Source organism: Synechococcus lacustris Maggiore-St4-Slac (assembly GCF_024345595.1).
GTDB classification, from domain to species: Bacteria; Cyanobacteriota; Cyanobacteriia; order PCC-6307; family Cyanobiaceae; genus Synechococcus_D; species Synechococcus_D lacustris.
Genome location: NZ_JAGQBK010000002.1, coordinates 135,648 through 160,001, shown reverse-complemented (window position 1 = coordinate 160,001; position 24,354 = coordinate 135,648). Strand labels below are relative to the sequence as shown.

The 24,354-nt window shown below is 54.6% G+C and carries 24 protein-coding genes and 2 tRNA genes; 6 read left to right on the top strand and 20 right to left on the bottom strand.

Annotated features, from left to right (window positions below; all coding sequences use genetic code 11):
- Positions 1 to 43: 43 nt before the first annotated feature.
- A complete protein-coding gene (gene recF / locus KBY68_RS02565; RefSeq protein WP_255095848.1) occupies positions 44 to 1,138 on the bottom strand; it encodes a DNA replication/repair protein RecF in 1,095 nt (364 codons plus the stop codon).
- Between the two features lie 53 nt (positions 1,139 to 1,191).
- Between recF and KBY68_RS02560 the strand changes: the two genes are divergently transcribed.
- Positions 1,192 to 1,265, top strand: a tRNA-Arg gene (locus KBY68_RS02560).
- A 489-nt stretch (positions 1,266 to 1,754) separates the two neighbouring features.
- On the opposite strand, the gene ppc is transcribed toward KBY68_RS02560, so the two are convergent.
- The 7 genes from ppc to KBY68_RS02525 form a co-directional block, all read right to left on the bottom strand.
- The gene (ppc, locus tag KBY68_RS02555; RefSeq protein WP_241536935.1) at positions 1,755 to 4,691 is read right to left on the bottom strand and encodes a phosphoenolpyruvate carboxylase; all 2,937 of its coding nucleotides are present in this window, start codon (positions 4,689 to 4,691) and stop codon (positions 1,755 to 1,757) included.
- A gap of 32 nt (positions 4,692 to 4,723) precedes the next feature.
- Positions 4,724 to 5,899 carry a glutamate--cysteine ligase gene (gene gshA / locus KBY68_RS02550; RefSeq protein WP_255095802.1) on the bottom strand — a complete coding sequence of 392 codons (1,176 nt, stop codon included), beginning with the start codon at positions 5,897 to 5,899 and terminating at the stop codon, positions 4,724 to 4,726.
- Complete coding sequence (locus KBY68_RS02545; RefSeq protein ID WP_255095801.1) at positions 5,896 to 7,383, bottom strand: anthranilate synthase component I family protein; 1,488 nt, start codon at positions 7,381 to 7,383, stop codon at positions 5,896 to 5,898. Before KBY68_RS02545 ends, gshA begins: the two co-directional genes overlap by 4 nt.
- Positions 7,384 to 7,473: 90 nt before the next feature.
- Positions 7,474 to 7,908 (bottom strand): photosystem I reaction center subunit II PsaD, encoded by a 435-nt coding sequence (gene psaD, locus KBY68_RS02540; protein WP_106498697.1) that lies wholly within the window; start codon positions 7,906 to 7,908, stop codon positions 7,474 to 7,476.
- A gap of 28 nt (positions 7,909 to 7,936) precedes the next feature.
- Positions 7,937 to 9,319 carry a sensor histidine kinase gene (locus tag KBY68_RS02535; protein ID WP_255095800.1) on the bottom strand — a complete coding sequence of 461 codons (1,383 nt, stop codon included), beginning with the start codon at positions 9,317 to 9,319 and terminating at the stop codon, positions 7,937 to 7,939.
- Between the two features lie 4 nt (positions 9,320 to 9,323).
- Complete coding sequence (gene rodA / locus KBY68_RS02530) at positions 9,324 to 10,592, bottom strand: rod shape-determining protein RodA (RefSeq protein ID WP_255095799.1); 1,269 nt, start codon at positions 10,590 to 10,592, stop codon at positions 9,324 to 9,326.
- A complete protein-coding gene (locus tag KBY68_RS02525; protein ID WP_255095798.1) occupies positions 10,577 to 11,650 on the bottom strand; it encodes an Mrp/NBP35 family ATP-binding protein in 1,074 nt (357 codons plus the stop codon). Before KBY68_RS02525 ends, rodA begins: the two co-directional genes overlap by 16 nt.
- Positions 11,651 to 11,774: 124 nt before the next feature.
- On the opposite strand from KBY68_RS02525, the gene hemF reads away from it, so the two are divergent.
- The gene (gene hemF / locus KBY68_RS02520) at positions 11,775 to 12,764 is read left to right on the top strand and encodes an oxygen-dependent coproporphyrinogen oxidase (protein WP_255095847.1); all 990 of its coding nucleotides are present in this window, start codon (positions 11,775 to 11,777) and stop codon (positions 12,762 to 12,764) included.
- Here the strand turns inward: hemF and KBY68_RS02515 are convergent.
- The 3 genes from KBY68_RS02515 to KBY68_RS02505 are packed head-to-tail and all read right to left on the bottom strand — an operon-like array spanning position 12,723 to position 14,551.
- Entirely contained in the window at positions 12,723 to 13,604 is an 882-nt protein-coding gene (locus tag KBY68_RS02515) for a dehydrogenase (protein WP_255095797.1), read from the bottom strand. The genes hemF and KBY68_RS02515 overlap by 42 nt on opposite strands.
- Entirely contained in the window at positions 13,537 to 14,091 is a 555-nt protein-coding gene (locus tag KBY68_RS02510; protein ID WP_106498700.1) for a cofactor assembly of complex C subunit B, read from the bottom strand. Before KBY68_RS02510 ends, KBY68_RS02515 begins: the two co-directional genes overlap by 68 nt.
- A 13-nt stretch (positions 14,092 to 14,104) precedes the next feature.
- On the bottom strand, positions 14,105 to 14,551 hold the full coding sequence (locus tag KBY68_RS02505; RefSeq protein WP_117434622.1) for a helix-turn-helix transcriptional regulator: 447 nt from the start codon (positions 14,549 to 14,551) through the stop codon (positions 14,105 to 14,107).
- Between the two features lie 110 nt (positions 14,552 to 14,661).
- Here KBY68_RS02505 and KBY68_RS02500 point away from each other — a divergent pair, with 110 nt between their 5' ends.
- Complete coding sequence (locus tag KBY68_RS02500) at positions 14,662 to 15,315, top strand: ribonuclease D (protein ID WP_255095796.1); 654 nt, start codon at positions 14,662 to 14,664, stop codon at positions 15,313 to 15,315.
- Here the strand turns inward: KBY68_RS02500 and KBY68_RS02495 are convergent.
- Entirely contained in the window at positions 15,312 to 16,547 is a 1,236-nt protein-coding gene (locus KBY68_RS02495; protein ID WP_255095795.1) for a lipid-A-disaccharide synthase-related protein, read from the bottom strand. The genes KBY68_RS02500 and KBY68_RS02495 overlap by 4 nt on opposite strands.
- Positions 16,548 to 16,593: 46 nt before the next feature.
- On the opposite strand from KBY68_RS02495, the gene KBY68_RS02490 reads away from it, so the two are divergent.
- A tRNA-Cys gene (locus tag KBY68_RS02490) sits at positions 16,594 to 16,664 on the top strand.
- Between the two features lie 7 nt (positions 16,665 to 16,671).
- On the opposite strand, the gene KBY68_RS02485 is transcribed toward KBY68_RS02490, so the two are convergent.
- From KBY68_RS02485 to purM, 4 genes are all read right to left on the bottom strand, one after another.
- Entirely contained in the window at positions 16,672 to 17,160 is a 489-nt protein-coding gene (locus KBY68_RS02485; RefSeq protein ID WP_255095794.1) for a hypothetical protein, read from the bottom strand.
- A 33-nt stretch (positions 17,161 to 17,193) separates the two neighbouring features.
- Positions 17,194 to 17,358: a DUF8639 family protein gene (locus KBY68_RS02480; protein WP_162532468.1), complete on the bottom strand. Its 165-nt coding sequence runs from the start codon at positions 17,356 to 17,358 to the stop codon at positions 17,194 to 17,196.
- A 7-nt stretch (positions 17,359 to 17,365) separates the two neighbouring features.
- Positions 17,366 to 17,965, bottom strand: coding sequence for a DUF8655 family protein (locus KBY68_RS02475; RefSeq protein ID WP_255095793.1), 600 nt, complete (start codon positions 17,963 to 17,965; stop codon positions 17,366 to 17,368).
- An 87-nt stretch (positions 17,966 to 18,052) separates the two neighbouring features.
- On the bottom strand, positions 18,053 to 19,087 hold the full coding sequence (gene purM, locus KBY68_RS02470) for a phosphoribosylformylglycinamidine cyclo-ligase (protein ID WP_255095846.1): 1,035 nt from the start codon (positions 19,085 to 19,087) through the stop codon (positions 18,053 to 18,055).
- Positions 19,088 to 19,491: 404 nt separating this feature from the next.
- Between purM and KBY68_RS02465 the strand changes: the two genes are divergently transcribed.
- Positions 19,492 to 20,019 (top strand): septal ring lytic transglycosylase RlpA family protein, encoded by a 528-nt coding sequence (locus KBY68_RS02465; protein ID WP_106498704.1) that lies wholly within the window; start codon positions 19,492 to 19,494, stop codon positions 20,017 to 20,019.
- Between the two features lie 9 nt (positions 20,020 to 20,028).
- A complete protein-coding gene (locus KBY68_RS02460; RefSeq protein ID WP_255095792.1) occupies positions 20,029 to 21,591 on the top strand; it encodes a bifunctional pantoate--beta-alanine ligase/(d)CMP kinase in 1,563 nt (520 codons plus the stop codon).
- Here KBY68_RS02460 and KBY68_RS02455 read toward each other — a convergent pair.
- The 4 genes from KBY68_RS02455 to KBY68_RS02440 all read right to left on the bottom strand — a co-directional run bounded on the left by KBY68_RS02455 (position 21,533) and on the right by KBY68_RS02440 (position 24,156).
- Positions 21,533 to 22,183 (bottom strand): HEAT repeat domain-containing protein, encoded by a 651-nt coding sequence (locus KBY68_RS02455; RefSeq protein WP_255095791.1) that lies wholly within the window; start codon positions 22,181 to 22,183, stop codon positions 21,533 to 21,535. The genes KBY68_RS02460 and KBY68_RS02455 overlap by 59 nt on opposite strands.
- Before the next feature lie 8 nt (positions 22,184 to 22,191).
- On the bottom strand, positions 22,192 to 23,028 hold the full coding sequence (locus KBY68_RS02450) for a HEAT repeat domain-containing protein (RefSeq protein ID WP_255095790.1): 837 nt from the start codon (positions 23,026 to 23,028) through the stop codon (positions 22,192 to 22,194).
- A gap of 77 nt (positions 23,029 to 23,105) precedes the next feature.
- The gene (gene cpcA / locus KBY68_RS02445) at positions 23,106 to 23,594 is read right to left on the bottom strand and encodes a C-phycocyanin subunit alpha (protein WP_255095789.1); all 489 of its coding nucleotides are present in this window, start codon (positions 23,592 to 23,594) and stop codon (positions 23,106 to 23,108) included.
- Positions 23,595 to 23,637: 43 nt separating this feature from the next.
- Complete coding sequence (locus tag KBY68_RS02440) at positions 23,638 to 24,156, bottom strand: C-phycocyanin subunit beta (RefSeq protein WP_106498708.1); 519 nt, start codon at positions 24,154 to 24,156, stop codon at positions 23,638 to 23,640.
- Positions 24,157 to 24,354 lie beyond the last annotated feature (198 nt).

Here is a 24,354-nt window from a genome sequence, read left to right as displayed (position 1 = left end):
ACCTCGCTATTTCTGTTGAAGTTTTCTGGTTCCAGCAAAGCCCCTACCCCTCCGCCAGCAGTGAACCGCCCTGCACAGTGATCAGTTGGGCCCTATGGCGCCACTCCTCCACACAGCTATGCAGGTGGGTGGCGCTCACAAGGCATTGATGGCCCTCGCCAATCGCTTCCAATAGCAACTGTTGGCGGCTGGGATCCAATTCGGCCAAAACGTCGTCTAGCAGGAGGATTGGCGCGCAACCACTGCATTGCTTTACAAGTTCCAATTCCGCCAATTTCAAGGCCAAAACCAAGCAGCGCTGTTGGCCGGCAGAACCCAAACGTTTGGCCGGTTCTCCGTCTAGCAGTAGGGCCACGTCATCCCTTTGGGGGCCCACACTGCAAACACCCAAACGCAATTCCTGCTCCCTTTGGTTTTGCAGTTGGCAAAGTAGGGATGCTTGCCAGATGCTTTCTTGTTCTGGTTCCTCCAGCTGGGTGCCGGCTAAATACTTCAATTGCAGCAGCTCCCTGCCGCCACTAAGTTTTTCCTGCCATGGGGCGGCCAGTGGTTCCAGGCGCCGCAGCATTCGATGGCGGCGGCGGTGGAGCCGCACCCCCACTGCGGCGAGTTGCTGGTCAAAGGCATCAAGCAATTCGGCTTGGGCATTTAAGCTGCGCCGCAATAACTGACTACGCTGTCGCAGCAAGCGGCCATGGCGGCTGAGCAACTCGCCATAAACCGGTTCCAACTGCATCACCACACGATCCAGCCAACTGCGCCGCAGGGCTGGTTCTCCCCGCACTAGATCGAGATCTAGGGCACTAAAGCCCACACAGCGCAATGGGCCGAGTAGGTCAATTTGGCGTTCAAGTGCTTTGCCGTTGCGTTGGGCCCGGCGGCCCCCTTGGCTGCGTAATTCCAACACCAATTCATCTTTGCCATCAGGGCCAGCGAGGCCCCTGATCACGCTTGATTTGGCTCCCCTTTGTATTAAATCGCGATCACTGCTGCAGCGATGGGAGCGCAAACTAGCGAGTATTTCCACTGCCTCAAGCAGGTTGGATTTGCCTTCACCGTTTTGGCCTAGCACCAATAGCCGCGGTGAATCGAGCGCCAATTTCAGGCTGCTGTAGTTGCGAAAACTACTGAGCTCCAGGCGGTGGAGAAGGATGGGGCCTAGGCGGTATTGCAGCTAAGCTAAGCAATGAAGGGCATGTAGCTCAGTTGGATAGAGCGTCAGATTCCGGTTCTGAATGTCGGGGGTTCGAGTCCCTCCATGCTCGTTTTTTCCCTTTCACCCTCTTGTTTCAGGTCTAATCCCATGGCGCGAATGCCGTTGGGATCTGAAATGAAGCCATAGGTTTCAAGTACAGGTATCAATTCCTCACCGGCGGCAAGGGAAATACTGCAACCGGGCCATTGTTTACGCATGCGATTTAGGGCCGCATAAACCAATACCTCAAGCAACTTTTGCTTTTCTGGTTGATCCGGCAACACCACCAAATCCCAGAGGTTTGCATTAAGGGCCTCATCACTGGTAACCCGTAAAAACCCCACCAATTGGTTTGCTTTATGCAGCCTCAAAGACCAAGCACTGCGCTCAAGGGCAAGGGCCACGCGACTATCGCTGCGGTTTGGGGCGCCACAACTTTGCAAAAGCCTATTTACCTCATCTGCGGCGGTGGGCAGTGGTTCCCATTGGAGCTGGTAACCCTCGGGTAATTGAGGTGCAGCGTTAGAGCTGCGGAAATAGGGCATCATTTATTTAGGGCTCAGCCGGTGTTGCGCAAACCGGCGGCAATGCCATTGATTGTTAGTAGGGCACCCCGCAAAAGTTCACTGCGGCTGTAGGTGCGGTTATCGGTTGCTTCCGATTCATTCATGGGTGGTTGACGGTGCTGATTGCGCAACCGCCGCAGTAGGGCTACCTGCAGGAAACCTAGGGGCACAATTGTGCGGTTGCGCAGCTCTACGGATTGCTGCAAACCGGGATCACCATCTAGCAAGCGGCGATGGCCAGAAATCTCTAAAACAAACTCTTTAGTGAGCTGATATTCATTGGAGATTTGCTCAAAAATTGATTCAAATGCCTCGCGGCTTTCGGGACTGCCAAGGGCTTGTACATAGTGATGGGCAAGATCTAAATCAACCTTGGCTAAGGTCATCTCCACCTTGGAGATCAACATGCGGAAAAAGGGCCAGCGCTGATATAAAACCCGCAGCATTTCCATTTGAGCTGGATCGTTATCTAACTCATCGCGAATGGCAGCGCCAACTCCAAACCAACTCGGCAGGAGGAAGCGGCTTTGGGTCCAACCAAATACCCATGGAATCGCCCGAAGGGCGGAAAGGTCGCGGCCGCCGCGCTTGCGGCGCGCTGGCCTTGAACTGATCTGTAATTTACTTATTTCTTCAATTGGAGTTACCTGTTCAAAGAAATCAACCAGATCTGGATTTTCATGCACTAGCGCTCGGTAATGGCGGCGGGAACATATGGCTAGCCGCTCCATTAACTGATTCCAGCTTTCAGTTTCATCTAAATCAGTTCCCAATAAACTGTTTTGTAAAACTGCCGTGGTAACGGTTTCAAGGTTATAGAGAGCCAGTTCCGGTAATGCGTATTTAGAGGCTAGAACTTCGCCCTGTTCAGTAATTTTTATTCGGCCGCTTAAGGTGCCGCTGGGTTGGGCTAAAATTGCCTGATAGGCAGGGCCGCCGCCCCGGCTAACGGAGCCGCCGCGGCCATGGAAAATCCTGAGGCCCACCTGATGGCTACTGCACAAACTTTGTAAAGACATTTGAGCGCGATGAATTTCCCAATTACTTGAAAGAAAGCCGGAATCTTTATTACTATCGGAATAGCCCAGCATCACTTCTTGCAGCGGTATTTCCTCATGTTGCAATAAACGTTGGTAGAAGGGAGTTTTAAATAGGGCTGCCATTACCTCTGATGCGCAGCGCAGATCTTCCACCGTTTCAAATAGGGGCACCACCTGTAGGCGCGTGCTGCCCTCCACCGGATCAACCAAGCCGGCTTCTTTGGCCAGCACCAACACCTCCAGCAGATCCGACTGGCTATGGCACATGGAAATCACATAGGTGCGGCAGATGCGATTGCCAAATTCCTGTTGCAATCGCTCCAACATTCGAAACACCGCGAATGTTTCTGCGGTGGCGGCACTCCAATGGGGACCGGTGGGAATCAGGGGCCTGCGGGTTTGGAGCTCCTGCAGCAACCACTGCACCCTTTGGGCCTCATCCATGGCGTCGTAGGTGATGGGCAGTTGTAAATAACAACTCAACTCTGTTAGAGCTTCACTGTGGCGACTGCTCTCTTGACGAATATCAAGGGATGCCAATGTGAAACCAAATATTTGTACTTGGCTTAATAAACGTTGTAATGGTTCGCAGCTAAGTTGAGTGCCCTGCAGGCTGGTGCGGATTAATTCCAGATCACTGCGGAAATCTAAATAGGAGCGGTAATGCAGTTCTGGTGTAACACCTAGGTTGCCAATGCCAGGTGCTGGTTCATTGTTTTCGCTGGGTGCCTCCCAACCAGCCTCTGCCAAAAGGCCATTGCGGTGTTGAGTGAGTTTTAGCCGCTCGAGGATGTAGCAAAGTTTTAGCCTGTAGGGTTCAAGGCGATAGCGGGCTGCAAGTCTTTCATAGATATCTGGAAAACGCAGGCGATCCATTTCTAAAGATTCAAGTAAGGCGCCGCTTACTTGGCTCCATTGCATTGAAATACTGAGTTGATCTTTAAGTTGTGCCACTGCTGATATGTAGCGCTCTAACATCAACCTGCGTTGGAAGCAGGCGGTGCGCCAAGTTATATCTGGTGTAACCGATGGGTTCCCATCTCGATCGGAACCTACCCAGGAACCAAAGGTGCAAAATCCATCCTCTGGTGGAGTTACATTTGGGTAGCTAAGGGCTAGGGCTTTGCGAATCCTTTCATTCAATAATGGCATCGCTTGGAATAATACCTGCTGGAAATAATGCAGGGCATAATCAACTTCATCTAATACTGATGGTTTGAATTGATGCAATTCATCAGTGCGCCACCAAAGCCTTATCTCTTCCTCTAATTGTTGGCGCAGTACCTGGCGATCTTCAATCGGGCCAAAGCCGCGGTCGCAACCCTCTAATTTTTGGATCAGATTTGCAACTCGCCGTTGTTTATGGCGCACTGTGTGGCGCACGATTTCGGTGGGATGGGCGGTGAATACCAAGCGCACATCAAGGTCGCGCAGCAGGGGTTCCAGTAGTCCGGGCGGTACGTTTAAGCTGCGCAAACGTCGAAATAAACGCTGAAAGGTAGCGGGTTCATCGTGGCTTGCTAGATGGGGCGTGAAGGGATTTTCAAGGGGGTCGTTATCCTCTTCACCATGGGCCATTGTTGCTAAATATCTATCTTCTTCAATGTGTTGTTCGAGGATATTTACCAATTGGAAATATAGAGAGAATGCCCTAGCTGCAGCGATGGCTTCAGCTAGATCCATCTCCACGATTAAACGGATAATTTCTTTTGATGTTTCCTCTTCATCACAAAGTTGCTTAAGTTTTAGTAGGCGTTCCGCTTGATCAGGGGGGCATTCACTGCGCAAAACTGTGCGCCAGAGGTCTTCCACCAGTTCAAGCCGTTCGGCTAGCTGCCTCAGGGTGCGGCGGCCCATCAAAATATCTGAACTGGGCAGCGTCTGCCGCATGGGCGGAGCCTTGAGGGGGGAGGGATCATTGATCATCCCAAATAACCGTCGTTATTGGCAGCTTTAAGCGATACCCCTTGCTCTTTCTCTTCCTTTTGCTCTTTTTCTTCCTTTGCCATTGCCTGGGCATCGGCGCCAACTATTGCACTGATGCTTTCACCAGCCTGGAATTTCTCTAGCCAAACCATGGCGGTGTTGCCGTTTAGTAGAAGGCCATCAAGGGGACTTAGCAGCGGCAGAAAGGGGGCAGCTGCGGGCCAACTGCGCAACTGCTCCAATTGATTTAGAAGCCACTCACGGGCATTGATTTCTGCCCCGTCACGCCAATGCATCAGGGTTGCATTAAGGCTGCTGCTGGCTGCTGCCCGGTCGTTTGAATCAGCTAATAGCTGCAATTCTTCAGGGCTTAATTTGCTTGCAAAGAGGGGATCATGTTGGCTTGGCATTTCAAGCAATTGCAGCAAACGCAGTTCCGCAAACGCAGTTATTGCAAGCAGCTCATTGGGATTGGTAATTAGATCACAAATACGCAATTCCACCCTATTTAATAGTTTTGGTCGATCTGGGCCATTCGGCCGCACCGACGACCACAGATGGCGCACATTACGCATATTGCCATTGCTTAATTGCGTTTCCATCCAGGCCATGTAATGGCCATGGCTTGTGAATAGGGGCACCAGTGTTGGCGTGATTGGAAACTGGAGCCACCGCTGGGAATGGGCCCCGGTGGGCTTGCCATCAAGGAATGGGGAGCTTGCACTTAGGGCCAGCAGCAAAGCGGCTTCACAGCGCAGCAAGCGGCAGGCCGCAAATATTTGTTCTGGATTATCAAGCCCCAGGTTGATATGCACGCTGGCGGTTACAACTCGGGTGCCATAGGTGGCTTCGATGTAGCTGTGGTATGGGTTTTGGCTATCGGAACGCTCAAAACGGCCGCTATCACCCAGGCTCATGGTGCTGCCAGGTAGAAGCGTTAAACCCCTGGGTTCAAGCCAACGGCGCAGGCGACGGCGTGGTTCCAGCAGTTGCTCCAGTTGTTTGCTGTAGCTGGCCTCTGGGGCGGTTATGTATTCAAGGTTGCGGCAATCCGGTTCGGTTACAAAACCAGCTAGGGCGGCGGCTGCTTCAGTTGAACAGCCCACCACCGTGCCATCGGCCCTACCGGTGTAGAGCTCCACCTCAAAGCCTTTTAACAAGCTATTGCTCATGACAAGCAAGCCAAAGCTTTCAGTAATCCCCTTGCCTTGTTGAGGGTTTCTTCGTATTCAGCGCTGGGGTTGGAATCCGCCACAATGCCGGCGCCGGCCTGCACCTGCACGCGCCACCCAGTTTCGCCGTCTTTACAAACAACCATGGTGCGAATTGTTATGGCGGTGTTGAGGGCACCACTTAGGTCCATGGCGCCATAAACACCTGAATAGGGGCCCCGGGCACTGGGTTCCAGCTCATTGATCAACTGCATGGCGCGAATTTTTGGGGCGCCACTCACCGTTCCAGCGGGAAAGCTGGCTTGCAGCAGGTCCCAAACGTCGCAATCGCTGCGCAACAACCCCTCCACCTGGGAAACGATGTGCATCACATGGGAATAGCGCTCGATCACCATCAGCTCCTGCACTGCAACACTGCCCGGTTCGCATACCCGCCCCAGGTCGTTACGGCCTAGGTCTACCAGCATTACGTGCTCAGCCCGTTCTTTGGGATCGGCAAGTAATTCTTTTTCGAGCTCTAGATCGTGAATGGCGGTTTCACCGCGGGGGCGGGTGCCGGCAATCGGCCGCACGCTGGCCTTCACGCTGCCATCGCTTTGGGGATCTGCTTTAACCATCACCTCTGGGCTGGAGCCGATCAAAAACCAGCCGTTGAAGGCGAAAAAGCCCATAAATGGTGAGGGGTTAACCATCCGCAAACTGCGGTAGAGATCAAAGGGATCCCGTTGCACTTTTGCTTCAAGCCGCTGGCTTAACACCAGCTGGAACACATCACCGGCAGCAATGTGTTCCTCCGCCTTGCTAACGGCGGCTTCAAAAGCTGCCTGGCTGGTGTTGCTGGTTACCTGAAGCTGATCTGCCGACTGCTCTTGCCATTGCAATGGTGAGATCCCAGCTGGCAAGGGTTGATGTAAGCGTTCCTCAAGGGCCTCCAAGCGCTGGGTGGCTTCGGCGCGGGCTTGGTTTGGATCTTGCCCCTCAACGATATTTGCGTAGCTGATGGCAGTGATCTGGCGACGCACCTGATCAAATACCAAAAGGCTGTCGCAGAGCATCCAGCAGCCATCTGGTGGTTCATCATTTGCGCGGGGATGAACGGGAACCGTGGGTTCAATCCATTGGATCAATTCATAACCCCAAAACCCAAATAACTGACCCACGGGAGGCAGGTGGGGAATGGGAACGGTTTGATAAGGCTTTAGCTGTTCGCGTAGCAACTGAAAGGGGTTGCCTTGTAGATCAATGCTGTTGCCATCGCGATGGGTGAGGGTGGAGTTGCCAGCGCGACTTGTTAATACCCAAAGGGGGTCGCTCGCCACAAAACTCCAACGGCCCAACTGGTCGCCCCCTTCAACGGATTCCAATAGAAATCCATAGGGACGCCCATGGCCCACCTTTAGCCAAGTGCTTAAAGGGGTTTCCAGGTCGGCCGGCCAGCGCCGCCACATCGGCTCGAAGCTGCTGCCTTGGTGTGAAGAAACCATCGCGGCTTGGGCAAACAAAAAAGGCGGAACCCAAGTTCCGCCTTTCTAGATGATTAATGGATGAAGCCTGCGCTAGAGGCTTAAAACAGATCAGCTGTCGTAGGTTTCACGGCCGCTGAACTTGAGATTGGCTGGATTTGGATTTTCGCCAATGCGCCTGGGGTTATGGCCCACCATGGGGCGGCCATCTTTTACTTTTTCAGGAAATACACCGTCTTTGGGATGTAGAAATTCGGTGTCTCCACCTGGATAAATCCGGTAGATCTTGTAGTCCTCAATGCGGGGCTTGAACTTGGTGCGCAACTGGGTGCCTAGGGCTAGGCATTGCTCCTTGCGGGCGAAATACATGATGTTTTCGCCTGAATTCATCATTGCGGCACCACCGGTTGGCAGCTCAAACGCCTGGGCCGAGGAGCTGGTCCAGGTGATTGCATATTTTTCTTCGGTTTCAGCGGCATTTAATAAGCCACCGGTGCTACCGATGAAGCCAGGAAGCTGGCCGCTGAGGGTTCCTACCGAGGACATTGAAGCCAGGGAGTGATTTGGCTGGAAGCTAGCACTCAGCGCCGGCACTAAACGCAGGATCGCTGCTCTCTTCACAGCCTTCAACAATGGTGGCTGTGGAGATAGGTAGATAAAGGGTGAGGCTGCTGCCCCGGCGCTCGGTAAAACGACCGCCAAGGCTGGCAAAAAGTTGCTGGGTGGCCTGGGGGCTTAATTGCAGGCTGCCGGTGCCGGGATCCCAGGTGAGCACTGGGCCAATCCTTGCTTCAGGGGCGGGCTCGGCCTGGTCTTCCCCTGGGTTGTGGCTGCCGCTAAAGCGCAATTTCAATTTGTCCCCAGCCGCCTGTAGTTCCACCTTCACCCTCACACCACTGGGAAAGTTGCGACTAAAGCGATCCATCAAGCCAGCCAACATTTTTTCCAGCAGGGCTGCATCGCTCATCACTGCGGGCAGGCCGGTTTCAATCCTTAAATCGAGTTGCAGATCCCGGCGTTGTAGCTGGCTTTCCCAGCCGGGTTGCAATTGCAGCAATAGGGCCTCTAGATCGGTGCGGGCCAGCATCCGCTCCCCCTGGGGTTGCCGTTGGGCTTCTGCTGCATAAAAGATCAAGCCAAAGCGATCTATTTGTTCACTGCATTCAGCATCGATTTGACGCAGGCGGTTTTCGGCCACTGTTGGCAGATCCTGGCGCCGCAATAGGGAGCGGATCAGGGTGCGGATTGTGGCAAGGGGGGTGCGCACCTCATGGGCAAGCGCCTCCAATAGCCCCAGCTGATCAGTGCCACCTGGGGGGGCTTGGGGACCCTTGGGCGCAGCGATCAAGGTGAGCCCAGGGGCGGCGGCAGCTAGGCGTTCAGCCAGGCGGGGCCAAAACAATTCCGCTGCCCTTGCTGAATTTTGCAGGGGGCCAAGTTTTTCAAGTTTTTGCTTCAGGTCGATTGCGGCAGCTGGGTTGTCTTCGCCAAGGCGAGCACCGAGCCGTTGCAGCAGCTGGGCTAATAATTTGTGGTCAAAACTCACTATCAACTGCCGCCGCTGCGGTTCCCCAAACAGGGCAAGGGCCACCTGCAATTTGGCTGTGATCAACACCAACAGGGGATCGGTGCCGTCTGTTTCCTTTAGGGCTAGCTGCCAGATTTTGGGGTTTAAGCCCACACCCTTGCCGGGTAATTCCGGCCGCAAACCTGAGGGGGCAGGGGGCGTCCAAACCCAACCCTGGAAGCGTTGCAACAGGGTTGGTTCATATAGGGCAGGCAGGGGCGCGGCCAGCCATAGGCCATGGGGGCTTGGCTGCTCCAGCAGGGTGTCTTGCAGCACTGCCAGGGCCGCCCACCATTGCCGCCTTGCCCCCTCCTCATCGCCGCGGCCAGGGGGCACTGGCGCAGCTAATTCCTGGCGCAATTCCTCCAGCAATGGTGAGGGGTTTGGCAAAGGTTCAGCGCAATTTGAAACCGTTTCTTTGGGCGCGCCGCTGCACCGACGCCACCAACCCAATGCTGATGAAGTTCACCAGCATTGCAAAGCGGCCATAACTGAGCCAAGGCAGCGGGATGCCAGTTACTGGGCCTAGGCCGATCGTCATCGAAATGTTGATCACCACCTGAAACATCAGCATGGCGAGAATGCCAATAACCACTAATGATTCGAAATCGTTGCTTGCCTTACCTGCTATTTGCAGCAGTTTCCAAGCCAGTAGGCCATAGGCCACCAGCAGCAAAAGCGAACCAATAAAACCAAGCTCTTCTCCGAGGGCACTAAAAATAAAATCCGTGTGTTGTTCAGGAATAAATTGTAATTTAGTTAAGTTGCCATGCAGTAAGCCAGTTCCAAATAGTTGCCCTGAACCTATCCCGATGCGGCTTTGAATTAAATGATAACCACCCCCCAGGGGATCTTTGGAAGGATCCAAAAAAAGAATCAATCGATCCTTTTGATAATCCTTGAGTCCATGGGTCCAGAGATAGGGCGTGAGTATGGCGAATATAGAATTGATGGCCAGGATGATGGCACTACCAATTTGTTTCCAGGGCAGGCTGCGCCAGGCCAAAACAGCCAATAAAGCAAACCATGGCAGCAAACCCCAGGCGAAGGTGCCCGCAATGATCGCAGTAAATAAAGGCGCCATCAATAGCAGTAGCCAAGGAAGGGGTAGACCAGCCCAAAAAAGCATTATTAGCAAGATGGCGCCATAAACAAGCGAGGTGCCTAGATCGGGCTGTATGAATACCATCACCCATGGCAACGAAATAACTGCAAGGGGGCGAATTAAATCAACTGGTCTTTCAATGGGATGCTTGGCTAAAATGCCAGCTAGTAATAAAATTGCTGCTAATTTTGCGAATTCTGAGGGCTGCACATGCAAGCCTGCAACTGATATCCAGCGTTGGGCACCCAAGGCGCTGGTGCCCATGAATTTAACTGCAAATAAACTAGCCAATGTAAGCAGATAAATGGGCATCAATAGCCCCTTTAGTTTGCTTAGATCGAGCTTGGCTAGCAGTATTGCAATCGCTAAACCAACGCCACCTGTTATCCAGTGATTTTTCCAATCGGCCAGGGGTGAATCCCTTTGGGTGCTGGCGATTAGGAGCCCAGCTAGCAACGTGATGGCGATGGGTAGGCCCCAGAGCAACGGATCGGCATTACCCCAGGGCCATTTGCGTTGGCCCTTTGGGCCACTTTTTATTGCTAGTTGGAGGCGCATTGCTGCCACACCTGGCGGGCAAGGTTGGCAAAGGCAAGGGCAGCAGCGCTTTCTGGCTGGGCCAGGCTGATGGGGCGCCCCTGATCACCGCCTTGCTGCACTGGTAGTTCAAGGGGTATTTGAGCTAGCAGAGGCACCTGGGCTTCTTCGGCCAGGCTGTTGCCACCCCCGCTCCCGAAAATTGGATAGCGGCGTTCCGGTTGATCTGGGGGGATAAACCAACTCATGTTTTCCACAATTCCCAAAATTGCAATATTCATTTGGCGGAACATTGCAAGGCCCCTGCGGGCATCTTGAAGGGCAACTTTTTGGGGGGTTGTAACCACCACCACACCGGCCATGGGCACCGCTTGGGCAAGGCTGAGTTGGGCATCACCTGTGCCAGGCGGTAGATCAACCACCAATAAATCAAGGTTTCCCCAATTCACCTGATATAAAAACTGGCGAATGATGCCATTGAGCATTGGCCCTCGCCATACCACCGGTTGATCGGGGTTAATCAATAGCCCCATCGACACCATCAGCAAACCGCAACTGGCGATAGGTGTTAGGCGCTGACTCGACCCCTCCCCCTCAACGGCTGGAGTTTGTCCTTCAACCCCGAGCATGGTTGGGGCATTAGGGCCATAGATATCAGCATCCAACAAACCCACTTTTAAACCTTGCTGGGCAAGGGAGCAGGCGAGATTTACGGCAACGGTGCTTTTGCCAACACCGCCTTTGCCACTACTTACGGCGATCACCCTGGCAACGCCAGGAATTGCTTGGGGTGGTTGCAATTGGCCGTGGCCCGCTGCCCCAATCGCTTGGGTTTGGGGGGCGGCGGCCAGTTCAATTTGCACCGAATCAATGCCATCAAGCTGTTCAAGCAGCTCACGGGCCTGCTTCACGATGCGCTCCCGTTGGCCTTGGGCAAAGGCGGGTAGGGCGAGTTGAAAAACAGCTCGGCCCTGTTGCAGCCGTAATTGATTAATCCAGCCCAGGTCGAGCAACGACCTGCCGCTGCCGGCGTCTTGAATGCTTTCTAGGGCCTTGAGGGCCTCATCAGTGCTCACCATGGTTTCCATCCTAGGGAGCCCCGTTACAAAGCCTTGCTCTGGTTGGGGGATCCATGAAAAGGTAACGGCATCATTGTGTGATGTTTTGCTAAATCTCAACCGCCCCGCCGATTCCCGTGAGCGTATGAAGGCCCTCTTGATGGGCCTGCAAAACAGCATCTGCTCCGGTTTAGAGGCTTTAGACGGGGAAGGGCGATTTGCCGAAGAGAGTTGGGTGCGGCCAGAGGGGGGTGGTGGCCGCTCGCGGGTGATGAAGGAAGGCCGAGTATTTGAACAGGGTGGGGTGAATTTTTCAGAAGTGGAGGGCATAAATCTGCCCCCTTCGATTTTGAGCCAACGGCCGGAGGCGGAGGGTGAGCCATGGTTTGCCACTGGCACCTCGATGGTGCTGCACCCCCGCAATCCCTATGTGCCCACCGTGCACCTCAATTACCGCTATTTCGAAGCGGGGCCGGTGTGGTGGTTTGGCGGTGGCGCTGATCTAACTCCCTATTACCCATTTTTAGAGGATGCGAAACATTTTCACCGCTGTTTAAAGGCAGCTTGCGATAGTGTTAATCCAGCCTATTTCCCAGTATTTAAGCCATGGTGCGATGAATATTTTTACTTAAAACATAGGGCTGAAACCCGCGGGATTGGAGGAATTTTTTATGATTATCAAGAGCCAGGAGCTGCCCTTTACCGCGGTCAAAATCCAGATGGAGCGGCTGCTCAGCTGGGGGCAGGCCTGGTGCCAGAGCGCAGTTGGGAGGATCTTTTTGAGCTTGCTTCCGCCTGTGGCAATGCCTTCTTAAATAGTTATTGTCCGATTGTTGAACGTCGCAATGGGCTTGATTATGGGGAGCGGGAACGCCAGTTTCAGTTGTATCGCCGTGGCAGATATGTGGAGTTTAATTTGGTATTTGATCGGGGCACAATTTTTGGCTTGCAAACCAATGGCCGCACCGAATCAATCTTGATGTCTTTACCCCCATTAGTGCGATGGGAATATGGTTATCAAGTGGAACCGGGCAGTAGGGAAGCGCTGTTAACCGATTTATTCACCAAACCTCAGGATTGGCTTGCAGATGGCTCATTGCTTGAGCGCTGCACCGCCAGTGGTGCCGTTGGCTAGGCCTCTCTGCAGTGCCTTAACCACCCGTTCGGCGATGGCTGTGAGGCTGGCATCTCGGCTGAGCGGATTGCGTAAATTGCGCTCAAGGGCCCCCTCAAGCCGATCTATTTCCAGCATCGAAATTCCCCGGCGGGGGGCGCCAAGCATGCCGCGATAGTTGTAGGGATAACTGCCAAATTCCTCGGCTAGGGCCTCATCAAGGCGGGAAAATTCGTAGAGCACAGCAGGAATGATTCCTGGGCCACTGCCATGGGGGCTGTAGGCGTCGTAGTGGATCTCCAGCACATAACCGCCCAGGGCGCTATGGGCTGCCCCCACACTCCAGTTGCTGCGGGGATCATTGCTGTTGGCAATCGTGCGCAAACCGGGGTCGTAGAAGCGCAGATTTAAACCCCGCTGGTTGCCTATTTGCACCACCTTTTGGGCGGTGAGCAAATTCCAATACAACTCATCGGTTATGGCTGGATCCATCGGTGCTGCACCCCTAAGGCCAACCGCTGCGCCAGGGGTGCCAGAACCGCCCAGGCGTTGGGAATCGGCATGGCCAGCAAGAACAAGGATCGCTAGTTCTTGGGGGTGGCTGCGGGTGCCAAGCCAATTTTTAGTGCGGCCCGCTGGCACCGGCAGGGAGAAATCCCTTGGCTGAAGTGTTGGGGCATCAACGCCAACACTATTAAGCAGATCTAGTAATCCTTTGGCTTGTTCTAACGCCCCAGCTGGTGTTGATAGGGCAGTTAGTAAAAGGGAGGCAAGCCAGCTGGCAAGCGGTTTTTTAAAGCGGTGAACTAAGCAACCTGCCATCGCTGTGGAGATTAAGGGAACGGCCGAGGCTGCGTTCAAGGGCGATTAATTCATCGCGATGGGCCCTCAGTTTCAAGGTGGTAGGAACAAAACCTTGTTGGGGCAAAAGACGCAGCTCAAGGGTTTCTAACCGGCGGGCCCTGATCAGGTAAATGCGTCCTGCTAGCGGACCCAACAAGGCAAGCAGCAGGGGCCAATAACTGAGAGCTGGCAATAATTGACGCAGCACCAAACCAAGGGCGGTGGCCCCTGAAGCGCCAAGCACGCTTAGCAGCACCGCCAAGGGCACACTCGCCTCTACCTGGCCCTCAAAACGCAGTAGCTGCTGCTCTGGATCGCCGGCGATGGTTTGCCATCCCCGTTGCAGCAACCATTGATTTAGGCCCTCCAGCACCTCAAGGGGTGGCCTGGAGCTGTTTACTTCCACCACGGTGGTGCGATCTTTACTAGCCGCCCTCAGAAAGAACAGCAAGCCGATACCCATCAAAAGGGTGAGCAGCAAAGTAGAAGAGAGCACCGAATCCATGGCTGTTAGCCAACTACCGGCTTAAAACGGCGGCTGGTAGGGGTAGGGCATTGATGGTTAGGGAACTAGTTGTAGCGGAATTTGCGGCGGCATGGGCCTCTTCCAGCCACTGCTGCCAAGCGGGCATCAACTCTTGCGCCTCCTGGCGGTAACCCTCGCTCAGGTGCAACATGCGCCTGGGGCGGCCGCGGCTGGGGCAGCGCTGGGTGTAGCTACCGATGGCACCCTGTTGATCCAAAAAGCTGATCGCCTGTTGCAGCACTGTTTCGGATAAACGCAACCTGGGGTGAAGATCCGCCAGGCGATTCATCAATGCGGTGGGATAGGAATCAGCTTCTAGTAGGCAATCGAGAATCCAGCAAACGGCCAGCTCTAAACCCAGGTATTGGAGGGGTGGTTGGTCGAAGAACCGCTTGATATCAATCAGTCTGTGGTTTTCGTGAAGGCGTCGCTGGGACATGGTGAGGTTTTGCTCTCCTCAAGTACTAACCCAGTCTTGTTTTGAATTGCAAGTGAGAAAGCCGTGATCGTGCAGATTGGCCAGGTTGGTTCCCTTTGTTTTCCCTTCCCATGGCCCCAGAACCATTGCCACCAGCTAAGGAATTCGTAGTTTTTGACTCTGACTTGAATGATGAATGGTTTGAGCGATATCGCGGCACTGCCGCCTTAGCTGTTGATACGGAAGCCATGGGTTTAGTGCATGGCCGCGACAGGCTTTGTTTGGTGCAAATTTGCGACGACCAGGATCGGGTGTGTTGTGTGCGCATCGGCCGTGGTCAAAGCGCAGCCCCCAAGCTGCAGCAACTAATGGAAGCAGAAACAATTGAAAAGGTGTTTCATTTCGCCCGTTTTGATGTGGCTGCCCTTGCTGCCGGTTTGGCAATAAAGGTGAATCCGATTTTTTGCACCAAGGTGGCAAGCCGTTTGGGCCGCACCTACAGCCCCCGCCATGGCCTTAAAGATGTGGTGCAGGAGCTTGTGGGGGTGGAGCTAGATAAGCAAGCCCAAAGCAGTGATTGGGGCCGGGTGGATGAATTAAGTGATCAGCAGTTGGCCTATGCCGCCAATGATGTGCGTTATCTGCTGCCCGCTAGGCAGCAACTGCATCGCATGTTGGAGCGGGAAGAGCGGTTGGAGCTGGCCCAGCAGTGCTTTAAATGCATTCCGGTTTTTTCCGAATTGGATCGGTTGCATTTCGGTTCAATATTTGAACATCGCAGCTAATCAAGTAATCGCTTACGGATTAATGCAGCGATGGCCGCACTGCCGCCTGGAGGGCCCATGCGTTTGCGGCCAATCCTGCCCAGTTCCATTTGAAGGGCGGGAGTAGTTAGCAGTAATTCAAGGGCCCTTTGCAGCTCTGGGCCCCGCCGGCATACCCGCACGGCACCGCCCAAGAGGCGGCTTTGCCTTTGGGCAAAGCCAAGGGTGAATTGGGGCCCCGGCCCCGCCAAAGACAAAACTGCACAACCAATGCCAACGAGCTGCTCCGTTGCAGTTCCGGCGCATGCCACCCCCACCTGAGCCCATGGGGCCCAGGTGGCAAATAAACCGCTACCAAGCAAAAGCAAGCCAGCGGGCCCCCACCATGCCTCCTGGGCCATGGTGCCGGCAGGTATGGCAGTGCTGCGGTAACCCAAGGCGGATAGCAAGGGTTTTAGTTCTGCTGCGGTGGGCCTTGAACCACAGGCAAGTAGCAGTAGCCGCTTAGCTGTGGTTTCCGGGTTGGCAATCGCTGATAGCAAACTTTTTAAGTTGCTCAGGGCCTCCGGGCAGCGGGAGCCAGGCAGCACACAAACCCTTTGCATCCCCTCTATGGCAGGCGGTAGTGGCTGGCTTTGGAAGCCATCCATCATTGGATTGCCAGGCGCTAAAGCAGCCACTCCATGGCTCCTTAAACCCCTTGCAGTGAGCGGATCACGGCACACCACCAAGCGGCATCTGGGCCGTGCCATCAGGGCCCATTCCCAGGGGTCCCATTCACTGCCTTTAAGCCTGTGGTACGCATCAGCCATGGGGCTATGGCCGGGGCCACTACTCCAGGTGTAATTGCTCTTTGGTGTGCCGATGAAGCCATAGGGCTTAGCGCTGCCCCAGGCCAGTAGTAACGGCCATAGATCTCCCACCGCCAGCACCGCCCCCTCCCCTTGGCGGCACCAGCGCCGGATGCTCTTGATTTGAGCCAGGCTTAAGAAGCCAACGCCTGCCCAGAGATCTTTGAGCAGGGCCCAAAGGCTTTGGTTGCTAAAGCCGCCGCTGGGTAGGTGTTGCCTGGGGCCAAGCAGTTCCACATTTTCTAAAGCGGCAAAACCATTGCCCTCCCCCACCAGAGGAAGAACGCTGATCCTTAAATTTTCGCCATGGCAACTGGCTTGTTCTTGCAGGGCCTTAATCAAGCGCATGGCGATTAGGTCTTCCCCATGGCCATTGCTGAGCAGCAGCAGGCGAGTTGTCATTGGGGCGACTGGTACGATCCGATCTTGGGATTTTGATTCCCGGGCCGGCGGCATGGCCAAGTGGTAAGGCAGAGGATTGCAAATCCTTTATCCCCAGTTCGAATCTGGGTGCCGCCTTTAGGGGTTAAAACGTGGCTGTGGCTTCCCAGCGTTGTCCTTGGATTGAGCGGGCTTTGCAGCTCACTGATTTGGCTTCCAGTTTGCAACTACCAAGCACTGGCCAAGCCTTTGGCATTTCTTCTGCAACGCCATTGCGGTTGTAGGCCACTTCGCTAAGGCTGCTGAGTTCAAGTTCAAGTGGCCCGTTTAATGCGCAACGGGTGTTTTTACATTGCAATGATCCTTGGCTGGTGCCTGCAAAGGTGAGTTGATCACTGGTATCAATCTGCTTGCCACGGGCAATAAAACGCAAACTGATCACATCTTTTTGGAGTTGATCAAGCACCAAACGGCTACAGGGGCCTTGGGCTTGATCTTCCAAATTCCTACTGCAACTTTTAGTGATCAACATCAAAGTGCCAATGTTTTCGGCTGTTCTTTGGCCTAGGGCTGGATAATTAAAGAAGCCAGCAAGGCATAGAGATAGGAAAAACAGGGGCAGAAACCGTTTCATGGCAAAGCACTAGCTGGGGGCATTGTGATCGGATTAGTAGCCGCTGTCGGCAACGCAGATACCTTCACAGCTAATCCCGTTGCTTGCAGTGCGGCCGCAGTGGTTGCATAAAACTGGCTCCTGCTTTTTGTCGCCAGCTACTTCCTGGGTTGCTGGCCCAGTTGGTGGATTGCTTCGCTCCTCAATGGTGGAGGGCATCAGCTACTCAAAGATCAGGGCTCAACACCACAGGCAGCACCGATGGTGGTTTTAGTGCTTGTTCAGAGGCGTCGTCTGCGTTGGCTTGATCGCCGCTTGCTTCCGGTTGTGGTTGGGTTTCACAGGCGGTAAGCGCCTCTTGCAAAATCGAATCAAAGGTTTGGCCTGGCAGGCGATGGCGTGCCACCTCAAGAAAGGCGCGAGCAAGGGATTCGCCAGCGGCCGCATGCAATCTGGGGTTGTCCCGGCGACGGGCCTGTTCATGGGCTACCGAACGCAAAAAACGGTCGGTAACATCGCGTTTGGTGCAGGCTCGGATTAAGCCGTCATCGCGCAGGTTCGCCCCCCCCAGCTGTTCCAATTCGGTGATTCGCCGTTGCAGGCTTTCAAAAACCTCCTGGGCTTCCTTCTCAACGGTTTCCAATTGACCATCAGACATCTGTGGCAGGTCGGCCACATAAACCTTGCCGTGGTCGGCCAGGGTGAGGTAAGTGGGCCTAGGGCCATTGCGCATTTGCTGCTCTGCGCCAAAACGCTGGGGGCGGTTTGGTGGGATCGGGCCAGCGGAACTACGACGGCGGGTGATACGGGGCTGATTAAGGGACACTTCGCTTGAAATCACTTCGGTTAAGAGACCTGGTTAGCCAGGGGTACTTGCAAATTGATCATTTAGTTTGACAGATCTTCGGGGGCATTAGGCCCCAGCTGGTAATCCAGTTACACCAGGGGAGCCGGCTTCGATCTGGCCTAGGGGCCAGGCGTTTAGGCCAAGGCCATTAATGAGCTCTAGATAGGGATTTAAGGAAACATCCGGCACCACCAAAACAAAACCAACCCCTTGGTTGAAGGTATGCCACATATCTGCCTCTGGCACATCGCCCAGCTGTTGCAACCAGCTGAATAAAGCGGGTTTTACCCAGCTATTTGAATCCACATGGGCCCTTACCCCTTGGGGCAAACAGCGGGGAAGGTTTTCAGGTATGCCGCCGCCGGTGATGTGGGCCATGCCGTGCAGGGCTAAACCCGATGCTCGCAGCACTTTCACAAGAGGTGCATATAACTGTGTTGGTTGCAGTAATGCAGTGGCGGCGGAGCTACCCCCAAGGGCGGGCTGGGGAGCATGCAGATCGATGTTGTTATCGCTAATGATTCGGCGCACCAGGCTGAAGCCATTGCTGTGCACCCCGTTGCTAGCAACTGCCAGCAAGCGATCACCGGCTGTGATTTTGCTGCCGTCGATTAATTCATCCTCTTCCACAACAGCTACGCAAAAGCCAGCGAGGTCGTATCTACCGGCGGGATAGAAGCCAGGCATTTCAGCGGTTTCTCCCCCGAGGAGAGCGCAACCGCTCAGGCGACAGCCCTCGGCAATACCCAGCACTACCTCGGCCATGGCATCGGGGCTGAGTTTTCCCGTGGCGATGTAATCAAGAAAAAACAACGGTTCAGCGCCGCAGGTGATCACATCGTTGGCGCACATGGCTACTAGATCGATGCCCACGCCATGGTGGAGTTCACAGTTTTGAGCCAGTTCCAGCTTGGTGCCAACCCCATCGGTGCCAGCCACCAAGATTGGTTTGCGCATGCCGGCTGGCAGGCGGCAGAGGCCGCCAAAACCGCCCAACCCCCCCAATACCTCTGGCCTGCGGGTGGCTTCCACGCTGCTGCGGATCCGATCAACAAAGGCTCTGCCAGCTTCCACATCAACGCCAGCGCTGCGGTAATCCAAAGCAAACCTCGCTTTATTGGCCATGCTGACCTACCCAAAAGCAAAAACCACGCCCGAATTCGCTAGACGCATTTGAGATTGGCATAAGCTTTGATCAGTGCCGCTTATGGTGCTGATCGGATTTCCTGATACTTTGTTCGCTTAATTTGCGGCAAGAGCCTCTGCTACCACGTCGATTTAGCGATTGATAGCATTTCCTAATCAGAGATTAGGGCGATTGTCTGAACGAAACCCACCGTTTATTTGGTTTAAATTCGTTTCGTTGTTCAAATCATCAGGAACTGCAACGGGCTTTTCGTTATCAGAATCTTGTTTTTTCTGATCACTAATTGCATCTTTTTTAACCGTTGAGTTGGGTGGATCAAGGTCTCCCAGTTGCTGTTTAACAGCCAGTTTCGTTTGTTATGCAAAATTTTCACGCTGCAAAGCTCCTGATCTCCAGCGCCCTGCTCTGCATTGGCACCGTTGCTTCAACGGAGGCCCCAGGTTTGGCCCAGGAGAACACCGAGCCTTTGCTAAAGCTCACAGCGATTGCTGAGCCCGCTTCCACCCCATCTCTCAACCTTGAGCTGCCCGGCCTGGATTCACCCTTGCCCGTTGCACCAAGAACCCCTTCCCTGAGGCCCACCCCAAGGGTGCTTGCCTCCAGCCAAGGGGAAGCGAGCTGGTATGGCCCAGGCTTTTTTGGCAATCGCACCGCTAACGGTGAGGTTTTTAGGCCCGGTAGCCTCACGGCAGCCCACCGCAGCTTGCCTTTCGGCACCAAGGTGAGGGTTACCAACCTCTGGAATGGCCGTACTGCCGTGGTGCGCATCAACGACAGGGGCCCATTCCATGGCGCCCGGGTGATCGATTTGGCCCACGGGGCCGCCCACGAACTCGGTTTGATTGCTTCCGGCACCGCAAAGGTGAAGCTAGAAGTGCTCCAGTAAGCACTTCCCATGGCTGAAATCGCCCTGCTCCAATCCCTTCAAGATTTGGAGCATTGGAAAAGAGCCAGCGGTAAACCAATTCATTTCGTACCCACCATGGGCGGCTTACATGCTGCCCATGGTGGGCTTTTTACTTTGGCCGCCGCGCCTGAAGCAAGGCTGCTTGTGAGCGTGTTTGTTAATCCGCTCCAATTTGGCCCCACTGAGGATTTTGAACGCTATCCCCGCCAATTGCAGGCAGATTTGAACTTGGCGGCGGCCCATGGAGCAGATGCCCTTTGGGCTCCCCAAAGCATCGATATATATCCCCTTGGCCAGGGGGGACTCACCCAGGTGATGCCTGCCCCTGATTTGGTGAAACATCTTTGTGGAGCAAAACGGCCAGGCCACTTCCAGGGTGTTTGCACGGTGGTAGCCCGCCTGTTGGCCCTGGTGAATCCCAGCCGAATTTATTTGGGTGAAAAGGATTGGCAACAGCTGCAGGTGCTGCGCCGCATGGTGTTGGATCTGGGTTTGCCCGTGCAGGTGGTGGCCTGCCCCACCCTGAGGGAAGCCGATGGCCTGCCATTTAGTTCCCGCAATGCCTATCTCAGTGCTGCCCAACGGCAACAGGCGGCGGCCTTGCCCCAGGCCCTGGCTGATTTGAAGCTGGATGTTGATGCTGAAATGCAGAATGGGGAATCACTGCTGTTGTGGGTGCGGGCTCGCCTTGAGGCCGCAGGTTTAGCAGTGGAGTATCTGGAACTGGTGCAGCCCTTGAGTTTGCAGCCCCTGCAGCAGCTGGAGGGTTCTGCACTACTTGCTGCTGCCGTGCGATGCGGCAGCACCCGATTAATCGATCACCGTATTTTGATGACCCGACTCCCAATTGTTGCCATCGATGGCCCCGCCGGCGCCGGCAAGAGCACTGTTACCCGCTTGGTGGCCCGGGAGCTGGGCCTGGTTTACCTAGATACCGGAGCGATGTATCGAGCTGTTACCTGGTTGCTGCAAAGCCAGGGCCTTGCGCCCGAGGAGAGCCCTGAATTGGCCAATGCCCTTGGGCAACTCAATTTGCGGCTAGAGGCCCAGCCGGAGGGGGATCAATTGGTATGGGTGAATGGCGAAAACGTAACCGAGCAGATCCGCACGGCAGCAATAACAGCTGGGGTATCTGCGGTGGCAGCATTACCAAGCGTGCGCTCGGCGCTCACCAGCCAGCAGCGCCGTTTTGGCGCCAAGGGCGGCCTGGTGGCTGAAGGGCGTGACATTGGCACCGCAGTGTTTCCCCAGGCTGAGCTCAAGGTTTTCCTAACGGCAACCGTTGCTGAAAGGGCCCGGCGCCGGGCGGCTGATCTGGCTGCCCGCGGTTTGCCGGTGCCAGCCTTGAGCCAGTTGGAGCAAGAAATTAGCCAGAGGGATCAGCTTGATTCCAGCAGGGCTGTTGCGCCTCTATGCAAAGCGCCAGATGCCCTTGAGCTAGTGAGTGATGGCATGGCTATTGAGCAAGTGGTTAGCCAAATCGTGGCCTGGTTCAAGGAGCGGGCCATTTTTCCAGAGCCTGGGCAGCCCGCAGGCGCACCACAGGGATAACCTCCTCCTGCATTTGGCAACGGCAAAGCAGCAATTTGCGGCTGGCCTCGGCATAGGCAGCAGAGGCATTAACAAGAAAATTCTCCAAACCCACAACGGCTGCATAGCGCACCACCCATTCCCCATCGGCGCAACCGAGGCTGAGGCCAGCAAGGCAAATCTGCATGGTTTCTATGCGTTGCGATTCGGGTAGTTCATTTAGCTTTAGGTAACCCAAACCCATTGCGGCAGCTCGCCGCACACTGGGGCCAATATCTTGCTCGATCGCTCTTTTCAGCACGGGCAAGCCGCGGGGATCACCGATATGGGCTAAGGCGCGCACAGCCCAAGCCCTGGCTCCATAGTTGTGTTCATCTAAGTTGTTAATTAAGCAATCAACCGCTGCGCTGCCGCAGGCAATCAAGCCATCAACGGCTGCCACGGCAGCACCGGGATTATTTATGCCAATTAACGTTACTAAGCAGCTAATAGCTGCTTTTTGATCACTGGAATCTGGCTCTAAATTGGGGCAATATTCCACCAAATTGCGTGTGGCAACCACTAATCCCTTGGCGCTGGCTGCTGTTTGCACCGCTAGCAAATAAGAATTCAATAACGGGTTCAAAGCAAGCCATCCATTAGGGCGAGCAATTCTTTTTCCCTGGCGCCAAGCGCCCCAGGATGGGGCTCCCCCAAGGGCTCTTCAACTAAACGGCGTAGGGCGATCAATTTCAAACTATTTTCTGCTGAGCAGCCGCTGATTGCCTCTGCCGCCGGCCGCCAGCCGCAGGCGGCAAGATCCATCAGGGCAGCACGGCGCGTTTGTAATTGCGGATGTTGGAGTAACGCCACCATGGGTTCAGCCCATTTCGCTTCGCCACTCAGTTGTAGTAGGGCCCGTGAGGCAGCACTGGCTACCAAAGGCCTGCTGTGGCACTGAAATGCTTCAAGGGCTTTAGTTGATTCTGCACTGGCTTTAACGCCGCTCACCAGGTAGATCTGGCCAATTGCTTCCAGGAGGGCCTCACAGGGCTCTGCCAAATTCAAACCATTGCCCACTGGCTCGCCGGCCAATGGTTGTTGTAACCGCCCCATCAGCGCCGCAATGGCAGCTGGGTTGCCTAGTTCACCAAGGGAGCGGGCTGCTGCGTCCCTGAGGCCGTGGTCTGGATGGTTTAAGGCTTGGAGCAGTAGCGGTAAGGCCGCTTCAGCTTGCAATTTGCCCAGGGAACGGGCAGCGCTCCTGCCAACGGCAAGTTCATCTGGTTCTAAATGAATGGAATTCAGCTGCCTGCTAAGGCAATTAAGCAATAGCGGGATTGCTTCAGGGTGGCTTGAGCGCATGCGACCTAACCACCAAGCGCCGTAACACTGCAGGCTGGGGTCGTCCTGTTGGCTTAGGCGCTCAAGGGCCTCGGCTTCGCTTATGGGCTCATTGCTTGGGATGCTGTTAACCATTGCCCCAATTTATTTGAAGAACATGAAAAAACCCCCCTCCAGAGAAGGGGGGTTTGAGAAAACAAATTAACTGAGAATCAAGTTAGAGCGTTGATTGCGTAGTCGATGTAGTTGTTTGCTTCGGTGGCTGCTTCACCACTCAAGCCATGGTTGGCTTTGATGTACTTGAGAGCCTCTACATACCAGGAGGGAGATAACTCAAAAGTGCGGTTGATTTCATCAAGGCCGGCGATCAAGTAGTCGTCCATGGGGCCGGTGCCACCTGCCACTAGGCAGTAGGTAACCATGCGCAGGTAGTAGCCAATGTCGCGGGAGCACTTGGTTTTGCCTTCAGGGGTGGCGGCAAAGTTAGGGCCCTGCATCTGGGTGGTGTAGGGGAACTTTGAATACACCGCTTGGGCAGCACCGTTTACGAGGCTGTCGGCTTTTACGGTGAGGGCTTTAGCTGCATCAAGGCCAGCTTTTGCACGGTTGAAGCGACCGAAGGCACCTTGAATCTCAGTGTTGCTGAGAAAGCGACCCTGGGAATCTGCGGCTGAAACAGCCTCGGTAAGGGGGGTTTTCATTGGTTGATTGGGTGAAAAGGTTTAGAAAATTCCGGCGGATTCTTCAAGCAACAGCGGCTGCAGCACGATCAAAATAAGTGCCAATTTCACTGATTAGGGCGGTGCAATCACCAGCGGTGATGCCATTGCGATCGTTAGCAATCGCGATGGCAGACTGCTTCATCAAATTCACGCCGGTGGCCACAGAAGAGCCAGGGGTGCCAAGGGCTAGGTAGGTTTCGCGCAGGCCGTTTAGGCAGCGATCCTCGAGCACTGAAGCATCACCGGCAAAAATTGCATAGGTGACATAACGGAGGATGATCTCCATGTCGCGCAGGCAAGCTGCCATGCGGCGGCTGGTGTAAGCGTTGCCCCCTGGTGCGATCAATGCGGGTTGCTCAGCAAACAACTGGCGGGCTGCATTGGCCACGATGGTTGAAGCGTTGCTGGTGATGCGGTTGACAGCATCGAGACGCTTATTGCTGTCCGAAACCATCTTCGCGAGAGCATCGATCTCACCAGGATTTATGAATTGTCCCCGGGCGTCTGCCTGGGCAAGAACCCTCGTGAAGGCGTCGAACATTGTGAAAACTCCTTTGGATTGCTGCTGGTGGATACCACAGAGTTGGTCTGGGAGGGCCGAAAGCTCTGCCTATCCCGTCGATGGGATTCTGACCAATAACGCCTCTATCCTTGAACTGTGTTCACAATGTTTAACGACAAATTTTGAGGCGAAGCAAATTTGGCACCTGGGCTTTTAGCAACATATTTTTGGCATATA

Coding starts and splice junctions, on each gene's coding strand:
- ppc (WP_241536935.1), bottom strand. CDS start 4,691: ATGCGGCAGACGCTGCCCAGTTCAGATATTTTGATGGGCCGCCGCACC.
- gshA (WP_255095802.1), bottom strand. CDS start 5,899: ATGAGCAATAGCTTGTTAAAAGGCTTTGAGGTGGAGCTCTACACCGGT.
- KBY68_RS02545 (WP_255095801.1), bottom strand. CDS start 7,383: ATGGTTTCTTCACACCAAGGCAGCAGCTTCGAGCCGATGTGGCGGCGC.
- psaD (WP_106498697.1), bottom strand. CDS start 7,908: ATGTCCTCGGTAGGAACCCTCAGCGGCCAGCTTCCTGGCTTCATCGGT.
- rodA (WP_255095799.1), bottom strand. CDS start 10,592: ATGCGCCTCCAACTAGCAATAAAAAGTGGCCCAAAGGGCCAACGCAAA.
- KBY68_RS02525 (WP_255095798.1), bottom strand. CDS start 11,650: ATGGTGAGCACTGATGAGGCCCTCAAGGCCCTAGAAAGCATTCAAGAC.
- hemF (WP_255095847.1), top strand. CDS start 11,775: ATGAAGGCCCTCTTGATGGGCCTGCAAAACAGCATCTGCTCCGGTTTA.
- KBY68_RS02510 (WP_106498700.1), bottom strand. CDS start 14,091: ATGGATTCGGTGCTCTCTTCTACTTTGCTGCTCACCCTTTTGATGGGT.
- KBY68_RS02505 (WP_117434622.1), bottom strand. CDS start 14,551: ATGTCCCAGCGACGCCTTCACGAAAACCACAGACTGATTGATATCAAG.
- KBY68_RS02500 (WP_255095796.1), top strand. CDS start 14,662: ATGGCCCCAGAACCATTGCCACCAGCTAAGGAATTCGTAGTTTTTGAC.
- KBY68_RS02495 (WP_255095795.1), bottom strand. CDS start 16,547: ATGACAACTCGCCTGCTGCTGCTCAGCAATGGCCATGGGGAAGACCTA.
- KBY68_RS02485 (WP_255095794.1), bottom strand. CDS start 17,160: ATGAAACGGTTTCTGCCCCTGTTTTTCCTATCTCTATGCCTTGCTGGC.
- KBY68_RS02480 (WP_162532468.1), bottom strand. CDS start 17,358: ATGCCCTCCACCATTGAGGAGCGAAGCAATCCACCAACTGGGCCAGCA.
- KBY68_RS02465 (WP_106498704.1), top strand. CDS start 19,492: ATGCAAAATTTTCACGCTGCAAAGCTCCTGATCTCCAGCGCCCTGCTC.
- KBY68_RS02460 (WP_255095792.1), top strand. CDS start 20,029: ATGGCTGAAATCGCCCTGCTCCAATCCCTTCAAGATTTGGAGCATTGG.
- KBY68_RS02450 (WP_255095790.1), bottom strand. CDS start 23,028: ATGGTTAACAGCATCCCAAGCAATGAGCCCATAAGCGAAGCCGAGGCC.
- cpcA (WP_255095789.1), bottom strand. CDS start 23,594: ATGAAAACCCCCCTTACCGAGGCTGTTTCAGCCGCAGATTCCCAGGGT.
- KBY68_RS02440 (WP_106498708.1), bottom strand. CDS start 24,156: ATGTTCGACGCCTTCACGAGGGTTCTTGCCCAGGCAGACGCCCGGGGA.